The sequence below is a fragment of the Gracilimonas sediminicola genome, from assembly GCF_024320785.1.
GTDB lineage: Bacteria > Bacteroidota > Rhodothermia > Balneolales > Balneolaceae > Gracilimonas > Gracilimonas sediminicola.
In genome coordinates, this window is the sequence record NZ_JANDBC010000001.1 from 243,896 (window position 1) to 261,840 (window position 17,945).

Consider the following 17,945-nt stretch of genomic DNA (forward strand, 5'->3'; position numbering starts at 1 on the left):
TCATGCATTATCCAATATTTAATTCTATTGTTAATACCGTAGAAACACAATTGGGGAAAAGAGGGATTAAAGCCGAGAAATTCAGGACCTGGGAAGATAATAAGATTCATGCCACCGGATTAGAATTAATCATTAGTCTGGACAAAGTTTCAAACTTCATGAATTCGCTTTCCATTAATTTTGACTGGGACAGCTTTAGAGAAACAACTATGGCCAAAGAGCTGGAAGGTATGAATAGTCATCCGTTTCTCAAGATTGAAACCCTAACTAAATCAACCGTCACTCCTACCATCGATGTTGAAATGAGCTGGCTGTTTGATATTGACCGCTGTCAACCCGAAATACCGGGAGAAGCCGGTAATTACCGCATCGAGAAAGCCAGCCGATGGATGGAATCCATCAGTAAAAAAGTAAATGAACTGCTTGCTAAAGACGACATCATTACCCGCTGGCACATCGAAATTGACGGGGATGAGAACGGCCGCTACCTCTCCGCCATTAACCTTATCTCTTACTTCCAATACGAACTGACTTCCCCCAAAAGCCTGGAAGAAGTTCAGCATTTGGTCAGCCGAAAGCTGCAGGATTTACTCCTTAAAGCCAACCGGGTTATTTACCTCGCCGATGAAATTCTCGATGATTCGGTAGCCGCGTAATTGCAGCCCGCTCGAATTGGCATCGATGCAGAGCCTCGGTACCCGTAAAAAAGAGTCATCCTGAGGGTACTCCAGAAGGATCTTTGCTCTTACTGGTTGGTAAGCATTTCATAACAAAGGTTCATCCTACCTGCGAAAGACAGGCACTGTCGCTCTGAATGACAATCATGGTAATCCTGAAATCAAGCCAATCAAGATTCCTAAGTTTTTGAACCTTGATTTATGGGATTGAAAGATTGGCTTGATCAATCTAAGCGTAACATTTTGAAAAGAAATCTTTCCTTAAGATGTCCTAAAAAACATTTCACAACAAAGATCTATTACCTAGCCGGAAGTTCTTTTTTTTTTGTCATCGCGAGGAGCCTGGTTTTGCTATAGGATCAAATAGGTATTCGACGCGGCGATCTCCTTGTCGGGACTCTTTGCCGTTACCGGGAAATTGCTTCGTCGTTATGCATACGGTTCCTGCGTTTGGCTAAGCCGGCTCCTCGAATTACCTAACATCTACAGCAATGACCGACTGGTTTAAGAATCAGGCTTAGCTTACTCAGTCGTAGGTGTAAAACCCTTCGCCGGTTTTGTTGCCGAGTTTGCCGGCATCCACCATTTTCACCAGCAGAGGAGCCGGGCGGTATTTCGGATCTTTGAAGCCCTCGTAAAGCACGTTCAGGATATCGAGGCATACATCCAGACCGATAAAATCTGCCAGTCTTAGCGGACCCATCGGATGCGCCATTCCCAGCTTCATCACTTCGTCTACATGCTCGGCTGTGGCAACGCCCTCTCCCACACAGAAGATGGCCTCGTTAATCATGGGCATCAGCACGCGGTTGCTCACAAAACCGGGAGCATCATTAACCGGAACCGGCACTTTATTCAATTTCTCTGAAGCCTCTTTAACTATCTCATAGGTTTCATCATCGGTTTGGAGTCCGCGTACAATCTCAACCAGCTTCATCACCGGAACGGGATTAAAGAAGTGCATCCCGATAAACTTCTCCGGGCGCGATGTTAAAGCCGCCAGCTTGGTGATAGAAATAGAAGACGTATTTGATCCCAGAATAGCATGATCAGGAGCAGCTTTATCTACTTTTTCCCAAACTGTTTTCTTGATCTCAAAATTTTCGGGAACAGCCTCAACAACCAGGTCAACATCCTTCACTCCTTCTTCAACATCCAGAAAGATGCTGATTCCATCCATAGTTGCTGATTTCTTAGCCTCATCGATCTTTTCTTTCTTCACCATGCGATCCAGGTTCTTCTCGATGGTCGCCACGGCTTTATCCGCAAATTCCTGTTTGGTTTCGATGAGATTTACGGAAATGTCATTCATTGCAAATACATGCGCAATTCCATTTCCCATTGTTCCGCCGCCTATCACAGCTACTTTCTTTACGTCCATTTTGTCCGGTTATTTTCAGTTTTAATTTTCATCAGATTAGGGCTTTTGGAAGCGTTTTTCAAGGAACCAGAGTTCATTTTTTGCAAAAACTTCCCACCCTGAATTAGTTCGTTTAAGGATGTTACTCAATTTAGTAACCAACCGAAGAAAAGCTTAGAAGTTGAATCGAAGATTGGCTGTTATCCCGGGCTCGCCAAAAGTATTCACATAGCTGAAGCTGGCTTCCGGGGTGTTATCGACAAGATCTCTGGCATGGATGAAGGCACTGATTCCACTTACCAAGCGATTAGCCACCATCAGGGCAACCAGGGTTGGCAGCTGACTGCGGTTACGTTCTACCCGTTCCCTTGCATCCTGATACTGAAAGCGATGTTGAGTGCTTTCCCAGTTCCATTGGTATTCGGATGACTCAGGAAAAACCTGATCCCAGTTTCGGGTCCGGAGTTGGGCATCGTTATAGGCAGCAAGGTTATCATAATTTCCCACCGCAATGATAAAATCTCTCGACTTGCCCGATAAATCGGTGTTGGCCCGTGCTTCAGCAAAGGTGAAATAATCTTGTTCCAGGTAATTGGCTCGGGCATCTAAACCAAAATATGAGAGCACCAGCACCACTTCTCCCGCCAGATGATATTTACCCCGGTTCCAGTTATCGTTTTCGGCATAGTAATGTCCCCATCCCGGAACTACCAAAGACCGAAAGAATGCCCCTTTAGGCGATGGAAGATCATCTTTTTGCTGAACCTGCGCTTGAACTTCAACCGAAAATACTACCGAAAAAATCAGCAGGAACACCCAACACCCAACAACGAACGCTGAAGTATTTTTTTGCCTGAAATACTTACTAATACATGCTCTCATACTCTGGTTTTAAACGTTCGGTGTTCCTTGTTCGATGTTCTTTACTCAGCGTTCTTCTTCCGTTCTCTGCCCCAATGTCGGAAAATAGAAATGCTAAATCCAGCCATAAGAATAAAGGTGCCGGCCCAAACTACCGATATAAAGGGTTTCTCATCGGCTACAATTAGTACCCATTCCGGCTCATATTCTTCTTCGAGGCCGGTTATGGTTAACTCAATGTTGTTTTCCTGGGGATTGATTTCCGTGAATTGAAACTCCAGGTCAAAATCAGGAATTCGTGCCGGTGGAGAGTAAATGTAGCTTTGTCCATCCTGACTATAAACGGCAAATAATGGTTCAAGAGTTATAACCCTGCTGCTTGCCGGATGTATCAACTCGACTTGGGCCCGTACGCCAATGGAGGTATTTGGAGGTAATTCTGAAGTATCGGTTCGGGCGTAATCCACAAACCTGATTTTGAATTTACCCACATCAACGGTTTGCCCCGGGTTGAATTTAATTTTCTGCACTTCAGGAGAATCATCGGCGGTGGTATCCTGAGCGGCTACATTCTGCATCATGCTTCGGTTTTCAGCAGCACGGTCGTTTTGCTCCTGTACATACGAACTACCACCCACATATAGATAGATATCACTTAACAATCCTGTTCTCACATCGGGATCTACCGACCACTGTATGTTTTCGGCGGTGGAAGTGGTAAGCATCGGATAGACTTCCGGGTTCATATAAAAAGGCTTGCCGCCGTCAACCGGTTCAAACTTGATTCGGTAGGTTTGCTGACCGCGACGCACCGAATTATCCAGCTCATACCCTTCGTAAGTCAGCATATATCGGTTATCAACGAGCACGGGCTCATTCAGGTTCAGCAGCAACATTTCCTCTTTTTGAGTTACTTTGAAGCCCTGCTCGTCCGTTACCTCTCCCTGTTCAACTGCAGCATTGTAATTGGCTGTTTTTTGATCCACGAGATAGGAGTTGTACGCTGACGATGCCAAAATTCCCACCAACAATAATCCAAAGCCCACGTGAGTAAGAGATCCACCAACAAGTTTAGGATTTTGAAAAGCAAGGCGAACCATCACCCAGGCATTCCCTACCACAGCGAAATATCCGCAGAACAGGTACACCATGTAATAGATATTCCGTACATCTCCAAGAATGATGGAGAGAATGGTCACTGCACTGGTTACCAACAATGGATTAATTAAAGCTGAAGCCAGTGATTCTGCGTCATATTTCTTCCAAAACAGATACTGCCCCAACACGGTGAAAATCGCCATAACCATGGCAATGGGCATACTCCAGTCATTATAAAAACTGATTTCCGGTGGGGTTGGATTCTCAACAAACAGCTTTCCAATGATCGGGGAGCTGGTTCCAAGAATAATTACCAAACCAAGGATAAGTAATAGCATAGCCCCGGTAACCGTCATAAACTCCCGGCTGAGGAATTTAGATTCTTTTTCGGGGGAAGGAAGTTCTTTATATCTCCAGAAAAATAGCCCCAGTCCCAATAGTGTTACAACAAGCATAAATGCCAGGAGCTGATTATACAATCCAAGATCCACAAAGCTGTGTACGGATGAGCTTCCCAGAATTCCGGATCGGGTCAGGAAGGTTTCATAGACAACCGCCACGTAAGCCAGAATAGCAAAAAGAATGGATGACTTCTGAGCTATGGAACTTTTTCGCTGAATAATCATGGTGTGAATGCCCGCCGTCCCGATTAACCAGGGGACCAGGGATGCGTTCTCTACAGGATCCCAGGCCCAGTATCCACCAAAGGAAAGCGTGACGTATGCCCAATAGCCTCCGAGAAAAATGGCCGTCAGTAAAGCTACATTTGCGCTGAGGGTCCAGGGTAAAGCAGGGCCAATCCACTCATTATACTTTTGTTTCCACAGTGCGGCCATGGCAAAGCAGTACGGGATGGTCATCATTGAAAAACCCACAAATAAAATGGGCGGGTGAATCATCATCCAGGGGCTTTTGAGTAAATCATTTAATCCGCTTCCATCTTGTGGGATGAAATCGGGGTTGGCCTGAAGGAATGGCGCATTCGGCATTTCTTCAGCGATGGTTCGGAATGGAGATGCCCCCAGTTTCAACCCAAAGATATCCCAGCCTAACAACATAGACAGTAAGAATACCTGGGTGAGTGTAAGGAAGAATAACACCGGAGCTTTGTAAGGGGCTCGCGTCCATTTCATCAACCCAAAACCAAAGAAGGCGGAAATCAGAATCCAAAGCATAAAGCTGCCTTCCTGTCCGCCATAAAAAGCCGACCAGAGATAGCGTGGAGCTAAATCAAGGCTGGTGTAGTTGAACACATAATAGTACTGAAACTGATGCTGGAAGATCAGGTACACCAAAATACCGGAAGCAACGACGAGAAAAGCTGCTTTTACAGCAAACAGCCAGTTTCCGATGCGCAGAGTTCGGTTCTCATCCCGGTTCGCCGAAATGAAATAAAAGATCATAGCCGCCAGAGAAGTAACGAAAGAGGCGGAGATCAGGATTTTACCAACGGTTCCTAACATAGATTTGCGTTATCCCTGAGAAGCTTCGCTGAATTGACTTGGGTCGGCATCGTTGTATTTAGAAGGGCACTTCATCAGCATTTCGTTTGCGTAGAAAGTATCGCCTCTCATTTCACCGATGACCACCAGCTGGTCAGCCTGTTCAAAATTATTGGGCTTGGGCTTGGAGTACACCACTTTTTTAGAAACGCCGTCTTCGTCCTTCATGTAGAAAACAAATTTTTTGGTTTCCAGAGAAAATTCAGCTCCCTTTTCTTCATCCCATGTACCGGGGATGTGGGCACTGCTCATTTCAGATGCGCCTTCAAAGGTTGTGTAGGTACTAATGCTTTCACCAAAGTTGTACATCAACAGAGAGGTAAACCCAACAATGGCTACAATTCCTATAATTAGTTTTGGTTTCATGCGTCGTTTGATGATTGAATTTGTTCTTCCAGTTTGCTCACTTTTTTATCTACCCGGAATAGAAAAAACAGGAGTACCAGCCATATGATCAGGCTCACTCCCAACACTACATATATTAATTCGTTTGAAGACATAAGTTGAATAAATGCGCCGGCCTCTTCTGCCCCGGGTGCTCCGCTCCAGTTATCAGAGTAAGCTTGAGTCAGGGTGTCAACGGCAGCGAGTGAATCTTCTTGCATCAATTTTTGAATTTATTTTAGACTGTAAACTTATGAATTCTCGATCTCGAATTGAACCTTTTTATACCTGTGAACCACATCGTAGATCCAGTATCCAAGAGCTATAAATCCGATAAATGCCGGGTATAAAATATAGCGAAGTTCATCGGCTGTTATCTCACTGAAAGCAGGATTTCCATCTGCTCCCGGGTGCAGGCTTGTTAATTGTCGCGGAACCACATACAACAAAAAAGGAATGGTGGTAACTGCAAAAATATTGTAAACGGCGGCTAATTTTGCGCGTTTCTGTTCGTCATCAAAAGCCGACCGGAGCATGAAATAAGCCACATAAATCATCAATGCCAGTGCAGCCAGGTTCATCTTTGGTTCGGCGAACGTCCACCACGATCCCCAGGTAAAACGAGCCCAGAGCGAACCGGTCAACAATCCGCATACGCCAAAAGCCACACCCACCGTCGCCGCCGATGAGGCTTTCATATCAAACTCGATTTCCGGCTCATTTAAATATTTAATGCTGTACCAAAAACTGATCAAAAAGAGAACGAACATCGTCATCCACATGGGTACGTGAAAAAAGATGTTGCGTGCCGTCTGTTCGAGAATGGGGATATCAGGAATTTCTATCAAAAAACCGCCTGCGATAACGAGGGTCATCCAGCCGGCTACTACGTATTTCCAGGGTTTCAATAGTATGCGAATTTTATTAACTATGGCTACGTTGTCTGAGTAAAATATACGAATTTACCCATCATTTTTTGAGTATATAATCTGTAAAACCTGTTATGAGTAACAACCAAAAATCCATCACCCTCACTCCCTCCTGGAAAGCTTTTTTCTGGCAGTATTTTTTTGGGGTGATTCTGATCCCGGCCTTAGTGGGAATTTACCTGATCTGGAAAACCCGGAAAGCACAGAATGGAATTTCCTATACCATCACTGACCGGAAGATCACCGTGGTTGATGGTCATATATCCCAGAATATTGACCTGGCCGATATCCGCAAGGTAGTAGCCGGTGAGAAGCGCTTTGGGGTGGGCTCGGTTATCCTCAAAACCAGCGGCCGTGAAGTTGAGCTTATCGGACTTAAAAACCCGGAAGCCATCAGCCAATCTATAGAAAAAGCCGTTGAAGCCGAGCTTAAACGACTTGCAGCCGAGAAAGAAGCCAAACCCCGGGAACCGGAATACGAACCCGGCTCTATGGATCGCCTGGAATATCTCACCGGACTTTGGCAGCAGGGACTTATGACTGACGAAGATTTCAAAGCTGAAAAGGAAAAGCTGCAGTAGTTAGGCCTCCGTTTCCACTTTAGGTATTCTCCCTTTTCTTATCTAAAGAAAATTATACCTGCCCCTCAATTATGACAGTGTTTTACAAAATTAAGTCGTTTATTGGACGCCTAATCAAAACATTCAGGTTACTTTTATGCATACTACTTTACTGAAATCAGCTTTATTAGCAGTTTTTATAACTGCTTTCTTTTCTACAGCACCCCTTGCCCAAGAAGCCAACTTTGAAGCCGCTGAACGTTTCACCGGTGATAAAATGGAAAAACTTATCGGGAATACTTCGGTATGGCCCCGCTGGATTGAGGACACCAACAATTTCTGGTACACCTACGAAAACGATGAAGGCAAAAACTGGTATTTCGTGAATGCCGAGCGTCCTTCCCAGCGATTGCTTTTTGACCAGGAGGAAATGGCTTCACAGTTGGCTGAAACTTTTGAGCGTCCGTTTAATGCCAAAGACCTGGACCTGAAAGACTTTGAGTACAACACCGACAAAGAGCGCTTCACTTTTCATGTTGACAGTATTCAGTTCACCTATAATCTGAATGGAAATAATTTAATTAAAGGCGATTCCCTTGAAAAAGAAGAACGGGAACCGTGGGCTACCTACTCCCCCGACAGCACCTGGATTGCCTTTGCCAAAAACCACAATCTTTACCTGATTCGCTCGGATGATGAGGACAGCACCGAAATCCAGCTTACCGATGACGGTGAGCGCTGGTTCAGCTATCAGGCCGATGAAGGCGATACCACCAGCAACAAGCGCCTGCGAACCAATGCCAACTTTTTTGATGATGAAAGCAAACTATACATCACACGTACCGATGACCGTAAAGTAAATGAGCTTTGGGTGATAAACAGTCTGGGAAAACGACCTGAACTGGAAACCTATAAGTACTCCATGCCCGGCGAAGAAGAAATAGGCATTTCACAGGTCGAAGTATTTGATATAGCAAGCCGCGAGCGTGTGATCATGGATACGGATAAGTGGGAAGATCAGGAGTTGCGAGCCAACTACGGGGATCATCAGACCGGTGATTACAAATCCACCCCCTCCGACAAATTATATATCTACCGTGAGAACCGAACTTCTGATAAAGTGGACATCCTGATCGGCGATACCGAAACCGGGGAAACCGAAGTTCTGCTTAGTGAAACCAGCAAGCCTTATTTCAACTGGAGTTTCCAGGAATTGGCCATTATCAATGATGGTGAAGAATACATTTGGTGGAGCGAGCGAACCGGCTGGGGACAACTTTATCGGTACGACTCTGAAGGTAACCTGAAGAACCGGATTACATCCGGCAATTTTGTGGTGGGCGATATTGTGAAAATCGACACTGCGGCCAACACCATTTACTTTGAAGGGTATGGCCGTGATGGTGATCACCCCTACTACGAACACCTGTACAGTGTTCGTTTTGATGGTTCGAATTTCAAACACCTCACCCCTGAAAATGCTGATCACAGCATTTCTGAGTCCGATAAAGACAACTATTTCGTAGATAACTATTCCCGCGTGAACATGCCTACCAAAACGGTTCTTCGTGATCGTAACGGGAAAGTGATACTGACCCTTCAGGAAGTGGATATGAGTAAAGCTGAAGCCATTGGCTGGAAAGCTCCGGAAGAATTCAGGATTAAAGCAGCGGATGGAGCCACCGACCTCTACGGCGTGATGTGGAAACCCTTCGACTTCGACTCTACCCGGTCTTACCCCATTATCTCGTATGTATATCCCGGTCCACAGACCGAACCCTTCCCAACCAGCTTTTCGCTTCAAGGTTATACCGGCCGTAATCAGGCGCTGGCTCAGCTTGGCTTTGTGGTAGTGGCGTTTGGAAATCGTGGTGGCAGTCCGGTTCGCTCCCGCTATTATCACACCTACGGATATGGTGATTTAAGAGATTACCCGCTGGCTGATAATAAATACGGTATCGAACAACTGGCTTCGCGCCATTCTTTTATTGACCAAAGCCGTGTTGGAATTTACGGTCACTCCGGTGGTGGCTTTATGAGTACGGCTGCACTGCTTACCTATCCTGACTTTTATGACGTGGCAGTTTCTTCTGCCGGTAATCACGACAATAACGTGTATAACCACTGGTGGAGCGAAACTCATAACGGAGTGAAAGAAACCCGAAAAACTGTTAAAGAGATGAACGAAGACAGCGTGGAAGTGGAGAAAGAAGAAATCACTTTTGACGGCCCGATTGAATCGAATGCAGATTTGGCGGGTAACCTGAAAGGACACCTGTTGTTAGTTCATGGTAACATTGATAACAACGTTCATCCGGCGAATACCCTTCGCCTGGCTGATGCCCTCATCAAAGCCGGCAAGCGGTTTGATATGATGATACTGCCCGGCCGCCGTCATGGCTTCGGACCTTATCAACCGTACTTTGAGCGGCAGAAGTGGTATTACTTCTCTCAGCATCTTTTGGGTGATTACCGAAGTAATGTGGATATGAATCTGCCGGAAGATTGATTGAACATCCAACAAGGAATATCCAAGGCTGAACGTTGAATTTAACTTGGAGCGTCTGTAAGTCCTCCAGGCGTTGCCCGGTTCTTAGTTTTTCAAACACCGAACGCTCCAAGGATCTGCGAACGCATGGAGGTTCTCTGGGCTTTTTCTTAGGGCTGAACGTCATCGCGGAAATACTTTATCCGCGATCTGCCTGTTTAGGCCTGATGAGTGTATTAGGGAGATCTCTGGTCAGGCCAGAGATGACATATCTTTTAATAACTTCAATTTATTAATAGAAGCCGGTTTCCAGAGGAGGCCGGCTTTTTTTGTGCAATTCTTTTTTAAAAAATTCCCTGAACTATTATGAATTTTTTACAAAAATATCTCTTTAATTAAGCGTGCAAATATCCACGGTAATTTTATTCAATTTCTATGAAACGTCTCTTTTCCCTGTTTATACTTTTGATCATTGGAACCTCTTACGCCTTTGGCCAGGCCAACTTTGAAGCCGCTGAGCGATTCACCGGAGAGAAAATGGAAAAACTCATCGGTGATACCTTCGTTTGGCCCCGGTGGATTGAAGACACGGATACATTCTGGTATCCCTTTGAAAATGCGGAAGGCACAAACTGGTACTTCGTGGATGCTGCACGCGGTTCACAAAGAGAACTGTTTGACCGTGATGAGCTTGCAGCACAGCTTTCTGAAACGTTTAACCGGCCCTTCAATTCCAAGGATCTTGACCTGAATGATTTCGATTACGACACCGACAAAGAACGATTCACCTTTCATGTAGACAGCATCAATTTCACCTTTAACCTGAATGGAGACCGTTTGGTGAAGGGCGATTCTTTAAGTGAGGAAAAAGAAGAAGACTGGGCTACCTATTCTCCGGATAGTACCTGGATTGCTTTTGCTAAAAATCACGACCTGTATGTAATGCGAGCTGATGATGAAGATAGTACCGAGATTCAGCTTACCGATGATGGTGAGCTGTGGTTCAGCTATCAGGCTGATGACAGTGACACCACCTCAAACGAAAGGTTGCGTTCTCGAGCCAACTGGTTTGAAGACTCGGAGAAATTATGGGTGAAGCGTCAGGATAAGAGAAAAGTGGATGAGCTGTGGGTGATTAACTCGCTTGGTAAACGACCGGAGCTCGAGACCTATAAGTACCCGATGCCCGGTGAAGAGGATATATACGTGGATGAAATCAAGGTATTTGATCCTGCTGCAGAAACATCCGTAACCCTGGATACCGACAAATGGGAAGATCAGTCGCTGGGTGGTGTTTATTTTAATGATGGCGGAATTTGGGAAACCCAAAAGTCGGATTACCTCTACATTCTGCGCCGCGACCGAACCTGGAGCAAGATTGATGTGCTGAAAGCCAATACCACATCCGGTGATGTTGAAGTGCTGTGGTCGGAAGAGAGTAAGCCCTATTTCAATACGCGTTATGCGCAGTTGGGAATCATTAACGAAGGAGAAGAATTTATCTGGTGGAGTGAGCGAACCGGATGGGGACAGCTTTACCGTTATGATTCGGATGGAAACCTGAAAAATGCGGTTACCTCCGGATACTATACCGTAGGGGATATTGCTAAAATTGACACGTCTGCCAAAACCATTTACTTCACAGCCTATGGGCGAGAAGACGGACAAAACCCCTATTTCGAAAATTTATACTCCGTTCGTTTTGACGGCTCAAGACTCCGCCACCTGACACCGGAAGATGCCAATCATAATATCAATGCCTCTGAAGAAGGAAACTACTTCGTGGATAACTACTCACGGGTAGATATGCCTACCAAAACAGTTGTCAGAAATGGAAACGGCGAAGCTATTCTGGAGCTACAACAAGTGGATATGACAGCTGCCGAGGATATTGGCTGGAGCGCGCCGGAAGAGTTTACCGTAAAAGCTGCCGATGGTGCTACCGACTTATATGGTGTAATCTGGAAACCCTTCGACTTTGATCCTGAAAAGGACTACCCGATTATCAGTTATGTATATCCCGGACCACAGACCGAACCCTTCCCTACCAGTTTTTCCGTAACCGGTTCCACCGGGAGAAATCAATCGCTGGCGCAACTGGGATTTGTGGTTGTAGCTTTTGGTCAGCGCGGGGGAAGCCCGATTCGCTCTAAATATTACCACAACTTCGGGTATGGAGATATGCGTGATTATCCCCTGGCAGACAATAAGTACGGGATAGAGCAACTGGCTTCCCGCCATTCTTTTATTGATCAGGACAAAGTGGGAATATTCGGGCATTCCGGTGGTGGATTTATGAGTACCGCTGCCCTCCTCACCTATCCTGATTTTTATGATGTTGCCGTTTCCTCAGCAGGGAATCACGACAACAACATCTATAATATTTGGTGGAGTGAAGTTCATAACGGTGTAAAAGAGAAGCGCAAGACCGTGAAGGAAATGAACGAAGACAGTGTGGAAGTGGAGAAGGAAGAAATCACCTTCGACGCGCCCATTGAATCGAATGCCGAACTGGCCGGAAACCTTAAGGGGCACCTGCTTCTGGTTCATGGCGATATGGATAACAACGTTCACCCTGCAAATACCATCCGCCTGGCTGATGCCCTCATCAAAGCCGGTAAGCGTTTTGACATGATGATTTTACCCGGCCGCCGACATGGATTTGGCCCATACAATCCCTACTTCCAGCGCATGATGTGGCATTACTTTGCTGAGCACCTGTTAGGTGATTACCGCCCGGATGTGATCGACTTTAATCTTCCGGAAGACTGATTGAACATTGAACAGGGAACACCCAACATTGAACTCAGAAGTTTTAACTTTTGGTGTTCGATGTTCCTTGTTGGGTATTTAACCGCCAGGCTTTTTCGTTGGGGGTGATGGTGAAGCTCCATAAGATGCCGGCGAGTGCCATCACTCCTCCATATACCATTATGAGTGGTTTAACGGTCATGATTCCGCTTTCCAGGATCAGGGAGGCAATGACCACCGAAAAGGAATTCCCAATGGTAAAAAGCAGCCATTCCGTACTGAATATTCGTCCGCGAAAGGTATCCTGGGTCCTTTTTTGAAGAAGTACGGTGCTGGAAACCCAGTTGGCTCCGGAAGCCGCATGGGCAAAAAGCACGAATAGCAACATAAGCCCGATACTGTTTACCACCCCTACCACCAGGTACATCACACCGCAAAACGTGATGGCGAGCCCCATCAACAGCACCCAGTCTTTTTCTTCTCGAAAGATCCTGCGGCCTATAATGGGGCCAATTCCTGTTCCAAATCCCCGTGCTGCGTACAACAAACCCAAACCAATACTTCCCATCATCAACACTTCTTCACTGACAATGATCAAAAGATATACAAGGCCTCCCAGAAACACCGTGGATGTGCCTTTTGCCAGCGAGGGGCGAAGAATGTGGCGGTTTTTCACCAGGTAGCTGAGTCCTTCTTTAATGCCCTTAAACGGATTACGGGTTCGGTACATTTCTTCCTTCGAAAGCCTCTTCTGAGGGATGACAGCCCTGTACACAAACCACGCCGATATCACATAACTGAATCCATCCAGAATCAGTACATTGGTAGTACCCAGCCATTCGGTTGCAAAACCACCGATGGCCATTCCCGTGGTAAAAATAATACTCCAGCTGGCCGTTGAAATAATATTGGCGTTGGTGAGATTATCTTCAGATGTGACATTGGGGATGGAGGAAGTCTTAGCCGGTTCAAACACGGCGGAAAGCATCATCTGAATCGCGGTCAAAACATAAGCCAGCCAGAGTGTGGCTGCAGAATCCACAAATATAATCCCCACAACAGCCACTCCACGCAGTAAATCACACCAGATCATGAGCTTTCTGCGGTTGAAGCGATCCGCTAAATAGCCTGCAAATGGGGAGAACAAAGCCAGGCTCAACATCTTTACGACGATAATCAGCCCAAGCAGAAATTCGGAATCGGAATAACGGCCGATGATGGCATACAGGGCAAGCAGCCCAAACCAATCCCCAAAGTTTGACACCGACTGGGCGATCCATAGCCGACGAAAATCTTTGTTTTCTTTTATGAGGTTAAGATACGGGCGGAGGTTTTTGGTCATAAATATAGCTGTCAGCTTTCAGACTTCAGCTGTCAGCATGAATTTTGAACATTATGATAATTTAGTTTTGTGCTGATGACTTTCTTTCAACAACCTTGAAGGTTCTGTAGATAATACTTCAATGTTCAGTGTTGGGTGTTCCTTGTTGGGTGTTCAATTCATTCAACACCGGTGCTGCCAAACCCGCCTTCTCCGCGATCCGTTTCATCCAGCTCATCTACTTCCAGCAGCGGGAGCTGTGTAACCGGAGCAATCACCATCTGGGCAATGCGGTCTCCATGATTAACCACAAATTCCTCCTCTCCGTGGTTAATGGCTATCACTTTCACTTCTCCCCTGTAATCCGCATCGATGGTTCCCGGAGCGTTCAGCATGGTGATGCCATTTCGGATGGCTAAACCGCTTCGTGGCCTGATTTGAGCTTCGTAGCCTTCAGGCAGTGCCATCTGCAATCCGGTCGGGATTAAGGTCCGTTCTCCCGGTTTAATCACGATGGGTGTTTCCACGGCTGCGCGCACGTCCATTCCGGCCGCGGCCACCGATTCATAATTTGGAAGCGGCAAGTCTTTGGCGTGATCCAGTTTTTTAATTAATACCTGTTTCATAATTCTTCGCGTGTGTATTCAATCATTCGTACAATTACATTTCCCCATAATACCTTTACCCTTGCTTCAAGCGGAACCCTGAGATCATCATCCAGAAACCAGGCTCTGAAATCGCCTGAGAAGCCAAACGGACCTTCAATATTTTCCGTGGTTCCATTCATCAGGTAAGCCTGTATCGGGCCATCAAAGGGGGCATAATTTCGTTTTTCCTTTTTGAGGGAGTTATCAGCGTAAATGTATCCCTTTTTCTTGGTCACATACACCGGCAGGGTGTAGTCTTCCTCGCTCCCGGCAAACAGGCGTGAAAAATAAAAGATGAGGTGACCTGAGGTAGCGGGATCTTCAAGATCCAGAGTATCCCGTGAATCATCTTCTTCGATGTAGTACACCTTGCCGATATCCCGATCGAACCAGTATTGGATTTCATCATACTCCCCTTCATCGATATTATCTTTCCAGTACTTCACTTCTACCGGCAGGCCTTTTTCATTCACATAAAACAAACTGTGAAACCGGTCCAGCTCATCTCCTACAAAAGGAATGGATGGATTCGACTCAATTTCTGTAAGGATGTGATTCAGTTCCCGCCCTTCATAAGTGGTGTCGCTCAGCAGTTCAACATTCACCCAACCCAGTTTCAAAAACCCATACTTCACTTCATACCGGAAGGTTTCCTTCACCGAAAAAAGCTCATCCATTGTTGGGGGTGTTGAGCTGGTATCAGGTAAGGTGTGCTGTCCGAAAGCGGGAGCCGTCAACACAAATAGTAATATGGGGAGGATGATTCTGGTCATAAAGTCAGTTAGCCAAACGGCAGGATTCGGACAATTATTTCTCCTCCGGTTCCTCTTCGGCTATAAAAGCCTCAAACGATTCTTCGTCATACCCCACCAGCACCGATTCATCTTTCATAAGCACCGGCCGCTTGATCATCACCTGGTGTTCCAGCAGTTGCTCAAACAGTTCCTCTTCCGACAGATCCTTATCGGCCAGGCCTAAATCTCTCCACTTGCGGCCTCGTTTATTCACCAATACGTCCAGCCCCACCTTAAACTCCAGTTCCTTCAGCTCATCTCGCGTCAACGGGTCCTTTTTTACATCGATGAACTCATACTCAACGTCGTGTTCGTCCATCCATTTTTTGGTGTCTCTGATCTTGTTGCAGTTTTTTATTCCGGCAATATGAAGCATCGTAGTATTATATCGTAGTATTATGATGAATGTTTTGTATTTTCAGTGAGGGAAAGATACGGTTTGTTTCCTGAAATTCGAACGTAATGAACGCAGAGTTCGTGCCTTTTTATGCTGAAGTTTTTTACCTCCCCGTTTTTACTGATCTCGCTGCTCCTGCTGGTGAGCTGTACCCGTAATGATGCCCAACGCGACTTCGAAAAGGAAGCCTATGCCCAGCCCCGGAATTATACCGAAACCACCAACCAGGGTGCGGTACAGAACCTGGATGAGGACGACTGGCGGACTTCCCCGCTTTTCCAGGGACTTATTGAGATCGTACCTCCCTACCCCAACCCGGTTACCACCGATCAGGCCATCCAGTTTGAGGTGGAAGTGACGGGAGTACAATCCGTAAACGGTTTGGAAGTATTGGTGAGGCTGCAAGACAACACTTTCCGCACGCTCTACACTGATTTTGAAACGCTGCAACCCGGGCTCACTACTTTTCAGATCAACCCTATCGAATTCTCGGAGTTTGGAAATCCTGAAGGAGCCCGCGGGCTGAACCGGGTGTACATCTTTAGTGCCAATCAGCAGATGATATCCTACGGGGATATTATGGTGGAATAGGTTTAAGAACATCCAACACGGAACATCCAATGTTGAACTTAGAACGGTTTGTAGGAGGTTCGTGTGTCATAGCTTACTCTTACTTTATTCTTACAAATGTTGGATGTTTACCGACTTCTCATAAGATAGGCCCTGTTGCATACTATTATCTTATACCTTTATCAGAATCTGATGCTGAACATAATTTCTAAATCAACATTTCTATTGCTTCTCTTGTATTCGAATACTTTGTTCGCCCAACAAGAAGTGACAATTACAGCAGGTGATACAACAGTTGTCAATTCAAGACTTATCTCATTTAATGCTTTTGCAGAGGCTGTTGGAGTTGACATCTTGAGTGAAACTGAGTACTCAGGTACAACTCATTTAAGATTGTGGGGACCCCTTTCCCATAGTTTTGCAGCACGTTTTTTAGATGTAAGTATCGAATCAGATCAGATATCAGGTAAATGGTATGCCACATGGATCAATAATTCCAGGCAAAAAAGTAAAAAAGAACTCTATAAGAAGTGGAATTGTACTTCTGACATATGCACAGTTTCAAATGACTTTGGATCACGATCCGGATGCTTAATTAAAGAGGCAGACACTGAAGCAATCCGAAGTATTCGAAACCTTGTGTTTGAATCAGGTTTTATTGAATTACTGAATCAACCCTTAGATAGGCGTGTACAGTTAGACGGTAAAAGCTTGCATGTGGAAATACTTAATGAAGAAGGATATCGATTTGTAAGTTTTATGCATTATCATATTCAACATCATCCCCAAAAACAGTTGATCGATAAAGCCAGAACTGTTTTAGGTTTATGGCAATAAAACTCGGTGAAAGCGTTTCAGTTCAGACGCCCTGAATGATCGAAACAGGCTGGACCGGAAGCGAGCGAAACTTGTTTGCAAGGAATTAATTTCGCTACTTCAATGAAATTACAATCCCCGCGCCGTTTAAACGCTGGGCCGTTGTAGCAAATAAAAGATAATCATGAATTTCGAACAGATTAAAGAACGAACAAGACCATTAGTCAACAAAGTGTCTCCTGTATCGGAGGGGTCATTAGATCTGATGAGTGACTTGATTGTAGTTGAGGTTTATGAAAAAGGAGATATGTTTATTGATAGAGGGAAAAAAAATAACAAGGAATACTTTGTTTACGAAGGCGTTTGCCGGAGCTTTTTGCTAAGTCCGGAAGGTGAGGAAGTAACTATATCTTATTTTCTTGAAGGCGATGTACTCTCTCCGAATAAAACGAGAACAGCTAATCAAATGTCTCACCTTAACTTTCAAGCGCTCACAAAATTAACTGTTGCCAGCCTAAACGCTGACGAGTTTGAGCAGCTCATGATAAACCATATTGACATTCGCGAGTTTGGCAATACGGTTTTACAAAATGAACTCCTTGCAAAAGTTGAAAAAGAAATAGCACTGGCCTCTCTGAACGCTAAAGAAAGGCTCATTCTTTTTAGAGAAAAATATCACTCTCTGGAAAATCTAATCTCACATGTTGACATTGCCTCCTATCTGGGAATTACAAATATTTCCCTCAGCAGACTTCGTAAAGGGCTCATGAAGTAAAAGGTCATCCTTTAA

At 45.3% G+C, this 17,945-nt stretch carries 17 protein-coding genes; 7 read left to right on the forward strand and 10 right to left on the reverse strand.

The genetic code is table 11. The annotated features are described in order from the left end of the window. Positions 1–2: 2 nt before the first annotated feature. A complete protein-coding gene (locus NM125_RS01270) occupies positions 3–656 on the forward strand; it encodes a hypothetical protein (protein WP_255132064.1) in 654 nt (217 codons plus the stop codon). A gap of 547 nt (positions 657–1,203) precedes the next feature. Here the strand turns inward: NM125_RS01270 and NM125_RS01275 are convergent. The 6 genes from NM125_RS01275 to ccsA (NM125_RS01300) all read right to left on the reverse strand — a co-directional run bounded on the left by NM125_RS01275 (position 1,204) and on the right by ccsA (NM125_RS01300) (position 6,790). Continuing rightward, a complete protein-coding gene (locus NM125_RS01275; RefSeq protein WP_255132066.1) occupies positions 1,204–2,058 on the reverse strand; it encodes a 3-hydroxyacyl-CoA dehydrogenase family protein in 855 nt (284 codons plus the stop codon). A 153-nt stretch (positions 2,059–2,211) separates the two neighbouring features. After that, the gene (locus NM125_RS01280; protein WP_255132068.1) at positions 2,212–2,919 is read right to left on the reverse strand and encodes a hypothetical protein; all 708 of its coding nucleotides are present in this window, start codon (positions 2,917–2,919) and stop codon (positions 2,212–2,214) included. A gap of 41 nt (positions 2,920–2,960) precedes the next feature. Next, a complete protein-coding gene (gene ccsA, locus NM125_RS01285) occupies positions 2,961–5,459 on the reverse strand; it encodes a cytochrome c biogenesis protein CcsA (protein ID WP_255132070.1) in 2,499 nt (832 codons plus the stop codon). Between the two features lie 9 nt (positions 5,460–5,468). After that, positions 5,469–5,864, reverse strand: a complete 396-nt coding sequence (locus tag NM125_RS01290; protein ID WP_255132072.1) for a cytochrome c maturation protein CcmE domain-containing protein — start codon at positions 5,862–5,864, stop codon at positions 5,469–5,471. Then, positions 5,861–6,103 (reverse strand): CcmD family protein, encoded by a 243-nt coding sequence (locus NM125_RS01295; protein ID WP_255132074.1) that lies wholly within the window; start codon positions 6,101–6,103, stop codon positions 5,861–5,863. Before NM125_RS01295 ends, NM125_RS01290 begins: the two co-directional genes overlap by 4 nt. Before the next feature lie 30 nt (positions 6,104–6,133). Further along, positions 6,134–6,790 carry a cytochrome c biogenesis protein gene (ccsA, locus tag NM125_RS01300; RefSeq protein WP_255132076.1) on the reverse strand — a complete coding sequence of 219 codons (657 nt, stop codon included), beginning with the start codon at positions 6,788–6,790 and terminating at the stop codon, positions 6,134–6,136. 95 nt (positions 6,791–6,885) lie between these two features. On the opposite strand from ccsA (NM125_RS01300), the gene NM125_RS01305 reads away from it, so the two are divergent. The 3 genes from NM125_RS01305 to NM125_RS01315 all read left to right on the forward strand — a co-directional run bounded on the left by NM125_RS01305 (position 6,886) and on the right by NM125_RS01315 (position 12,631). Beyond that, positions 6,886–7,392 (forward strand): PH domain-containing protein, encoded by a 507-nt coding sequence (locus NM125_RS01305; protein ID WP_255132078.1) that lies wholly within the window; start codon positions 6,886–6,888, stop codon positions 7,390–7,392. Positions 7,393–7,528: 136 nt separating this feature from the next. Further along, the gene (locus tag NM125_RS01310; protein ID WP_255132080.1) at positions 7,529–9,880 is read left to right on the forward strand and encodes a S9 family peptidase; all 2,352 of its coding nucleotides are present in this window, start codon (positions 7,529–7,531) and stop codon (positions 9,878–9,880) included. A 414-nt stretch (positions 9,881–10,294) separates the two neighbouring features. Then, complete coding sequence (locus tag NM125_RS01315; RefSeq protein ID WP_255132082.1) at positions 10,295–12,631, forward strand: S9 family peptidase; 2,337 nt, start codon at positions 10,295–10,297, stop codon at positions 12,629–12,631. A 43-nt stretch (positions 12,632–12,674) separates the two neighbouring features. Here NM125_RS01315 and NM125_RS01320 read toward each other — a convergent pair whose 3' ends face one another. The 4 genes from NM125_RS01320 to NM125_RS01335 form a co-directional block, all read right to left on the reverse strand. Next, positions 12,675–13,952, reverse strand: a complete 1,278-nt coding sequence (locus NM125_RS01320) for an MFS transporter (RefSeq protein ID WP_255132084.1) — start codon at positions 13,950–13,952, stop codon at positions 12,675–12,677. A gap of 158 nt (positions 13,953–14,110) precedes the next feature. Next, positions 14,111–14,557, reverse strand: coding sequence for a dUTP diphosphatase (gene dut / locus NM125_RS01325; RefSeq protein ID WP_255132086.1), 447 nt, complete (start codon positions 14,555–14,557; stop codon positions 14,111–14,113). Further along, complete coding sequence (locus tag NM125_RS01330; protein WP_255132088.1) at positions 14,554–15,351, reverse strand: DUF3108 domain-containing protein; 798 nt, start codon at positions 15,349–15,351, stop codon at positions 14,554–14,556. Before NM125_RS01330 ends, dut begins: the two co-directional genes overlap by 4 nt. A gap of 34 nt (positions 15,352–15,385) precedes the next feature. After that, entirely contained in the window at positions 15,386–15,748 is a 363-nt protein-coding gene (locus NM125_RS01335) for an arsenate reductase family protein (protein ID WP_255132095.1), read from the reverse strand. Positions 15,749–15,859: 111 nt separating this feature from the next. Here NM125_RS01335 and NM125_RS01340 point away from each other — a divergent pair, with 111 nt between their 5' ends. From NM125_RS01340 to NM125_RS01350, 3 genes are all read left to right on the forward strand, one after another. After that, the gene (locus tag NM125_RS01340) at positions 15,860–16,360 is read left to right on the forward strand and encodes a hypothetical protein (RefSeq protein ID WP_255132096.1); all 501 of its coding nucleotides are present in this window, start codon (positions 15,860–15,862) and stop codon (positions 16,358–16,360) included. Between the two features lie 171 nt (positions 16,361–16,531). Continuing rightward, the gene (locus tag NM125_RS01345; RefSeq protein WP_255132098.1) at positions 16,532–17,176 is read left to right on the forward strand and encodes a hypothetical protein; all 645 of its coding nucleotides are present in this window, start codon (positions 16,532–16,534) and stop codon (positions 17,174–17,176) included. 163 nt (positions 17,177–17,339) lie between these two features. Beyond that, complete coding sequence (locus NM125_RS01350; RefSeq protein ID WP_255132100.1) at positions 17,340–17,930, forward strand: Crp/Fnr family transcriptional regulator; 591 nt, start codon at positions 17,340–17,342, stop codon at positions 17,928–17,930. Positions 17,931–17,945: the final 15 nt, after the last annotated feature.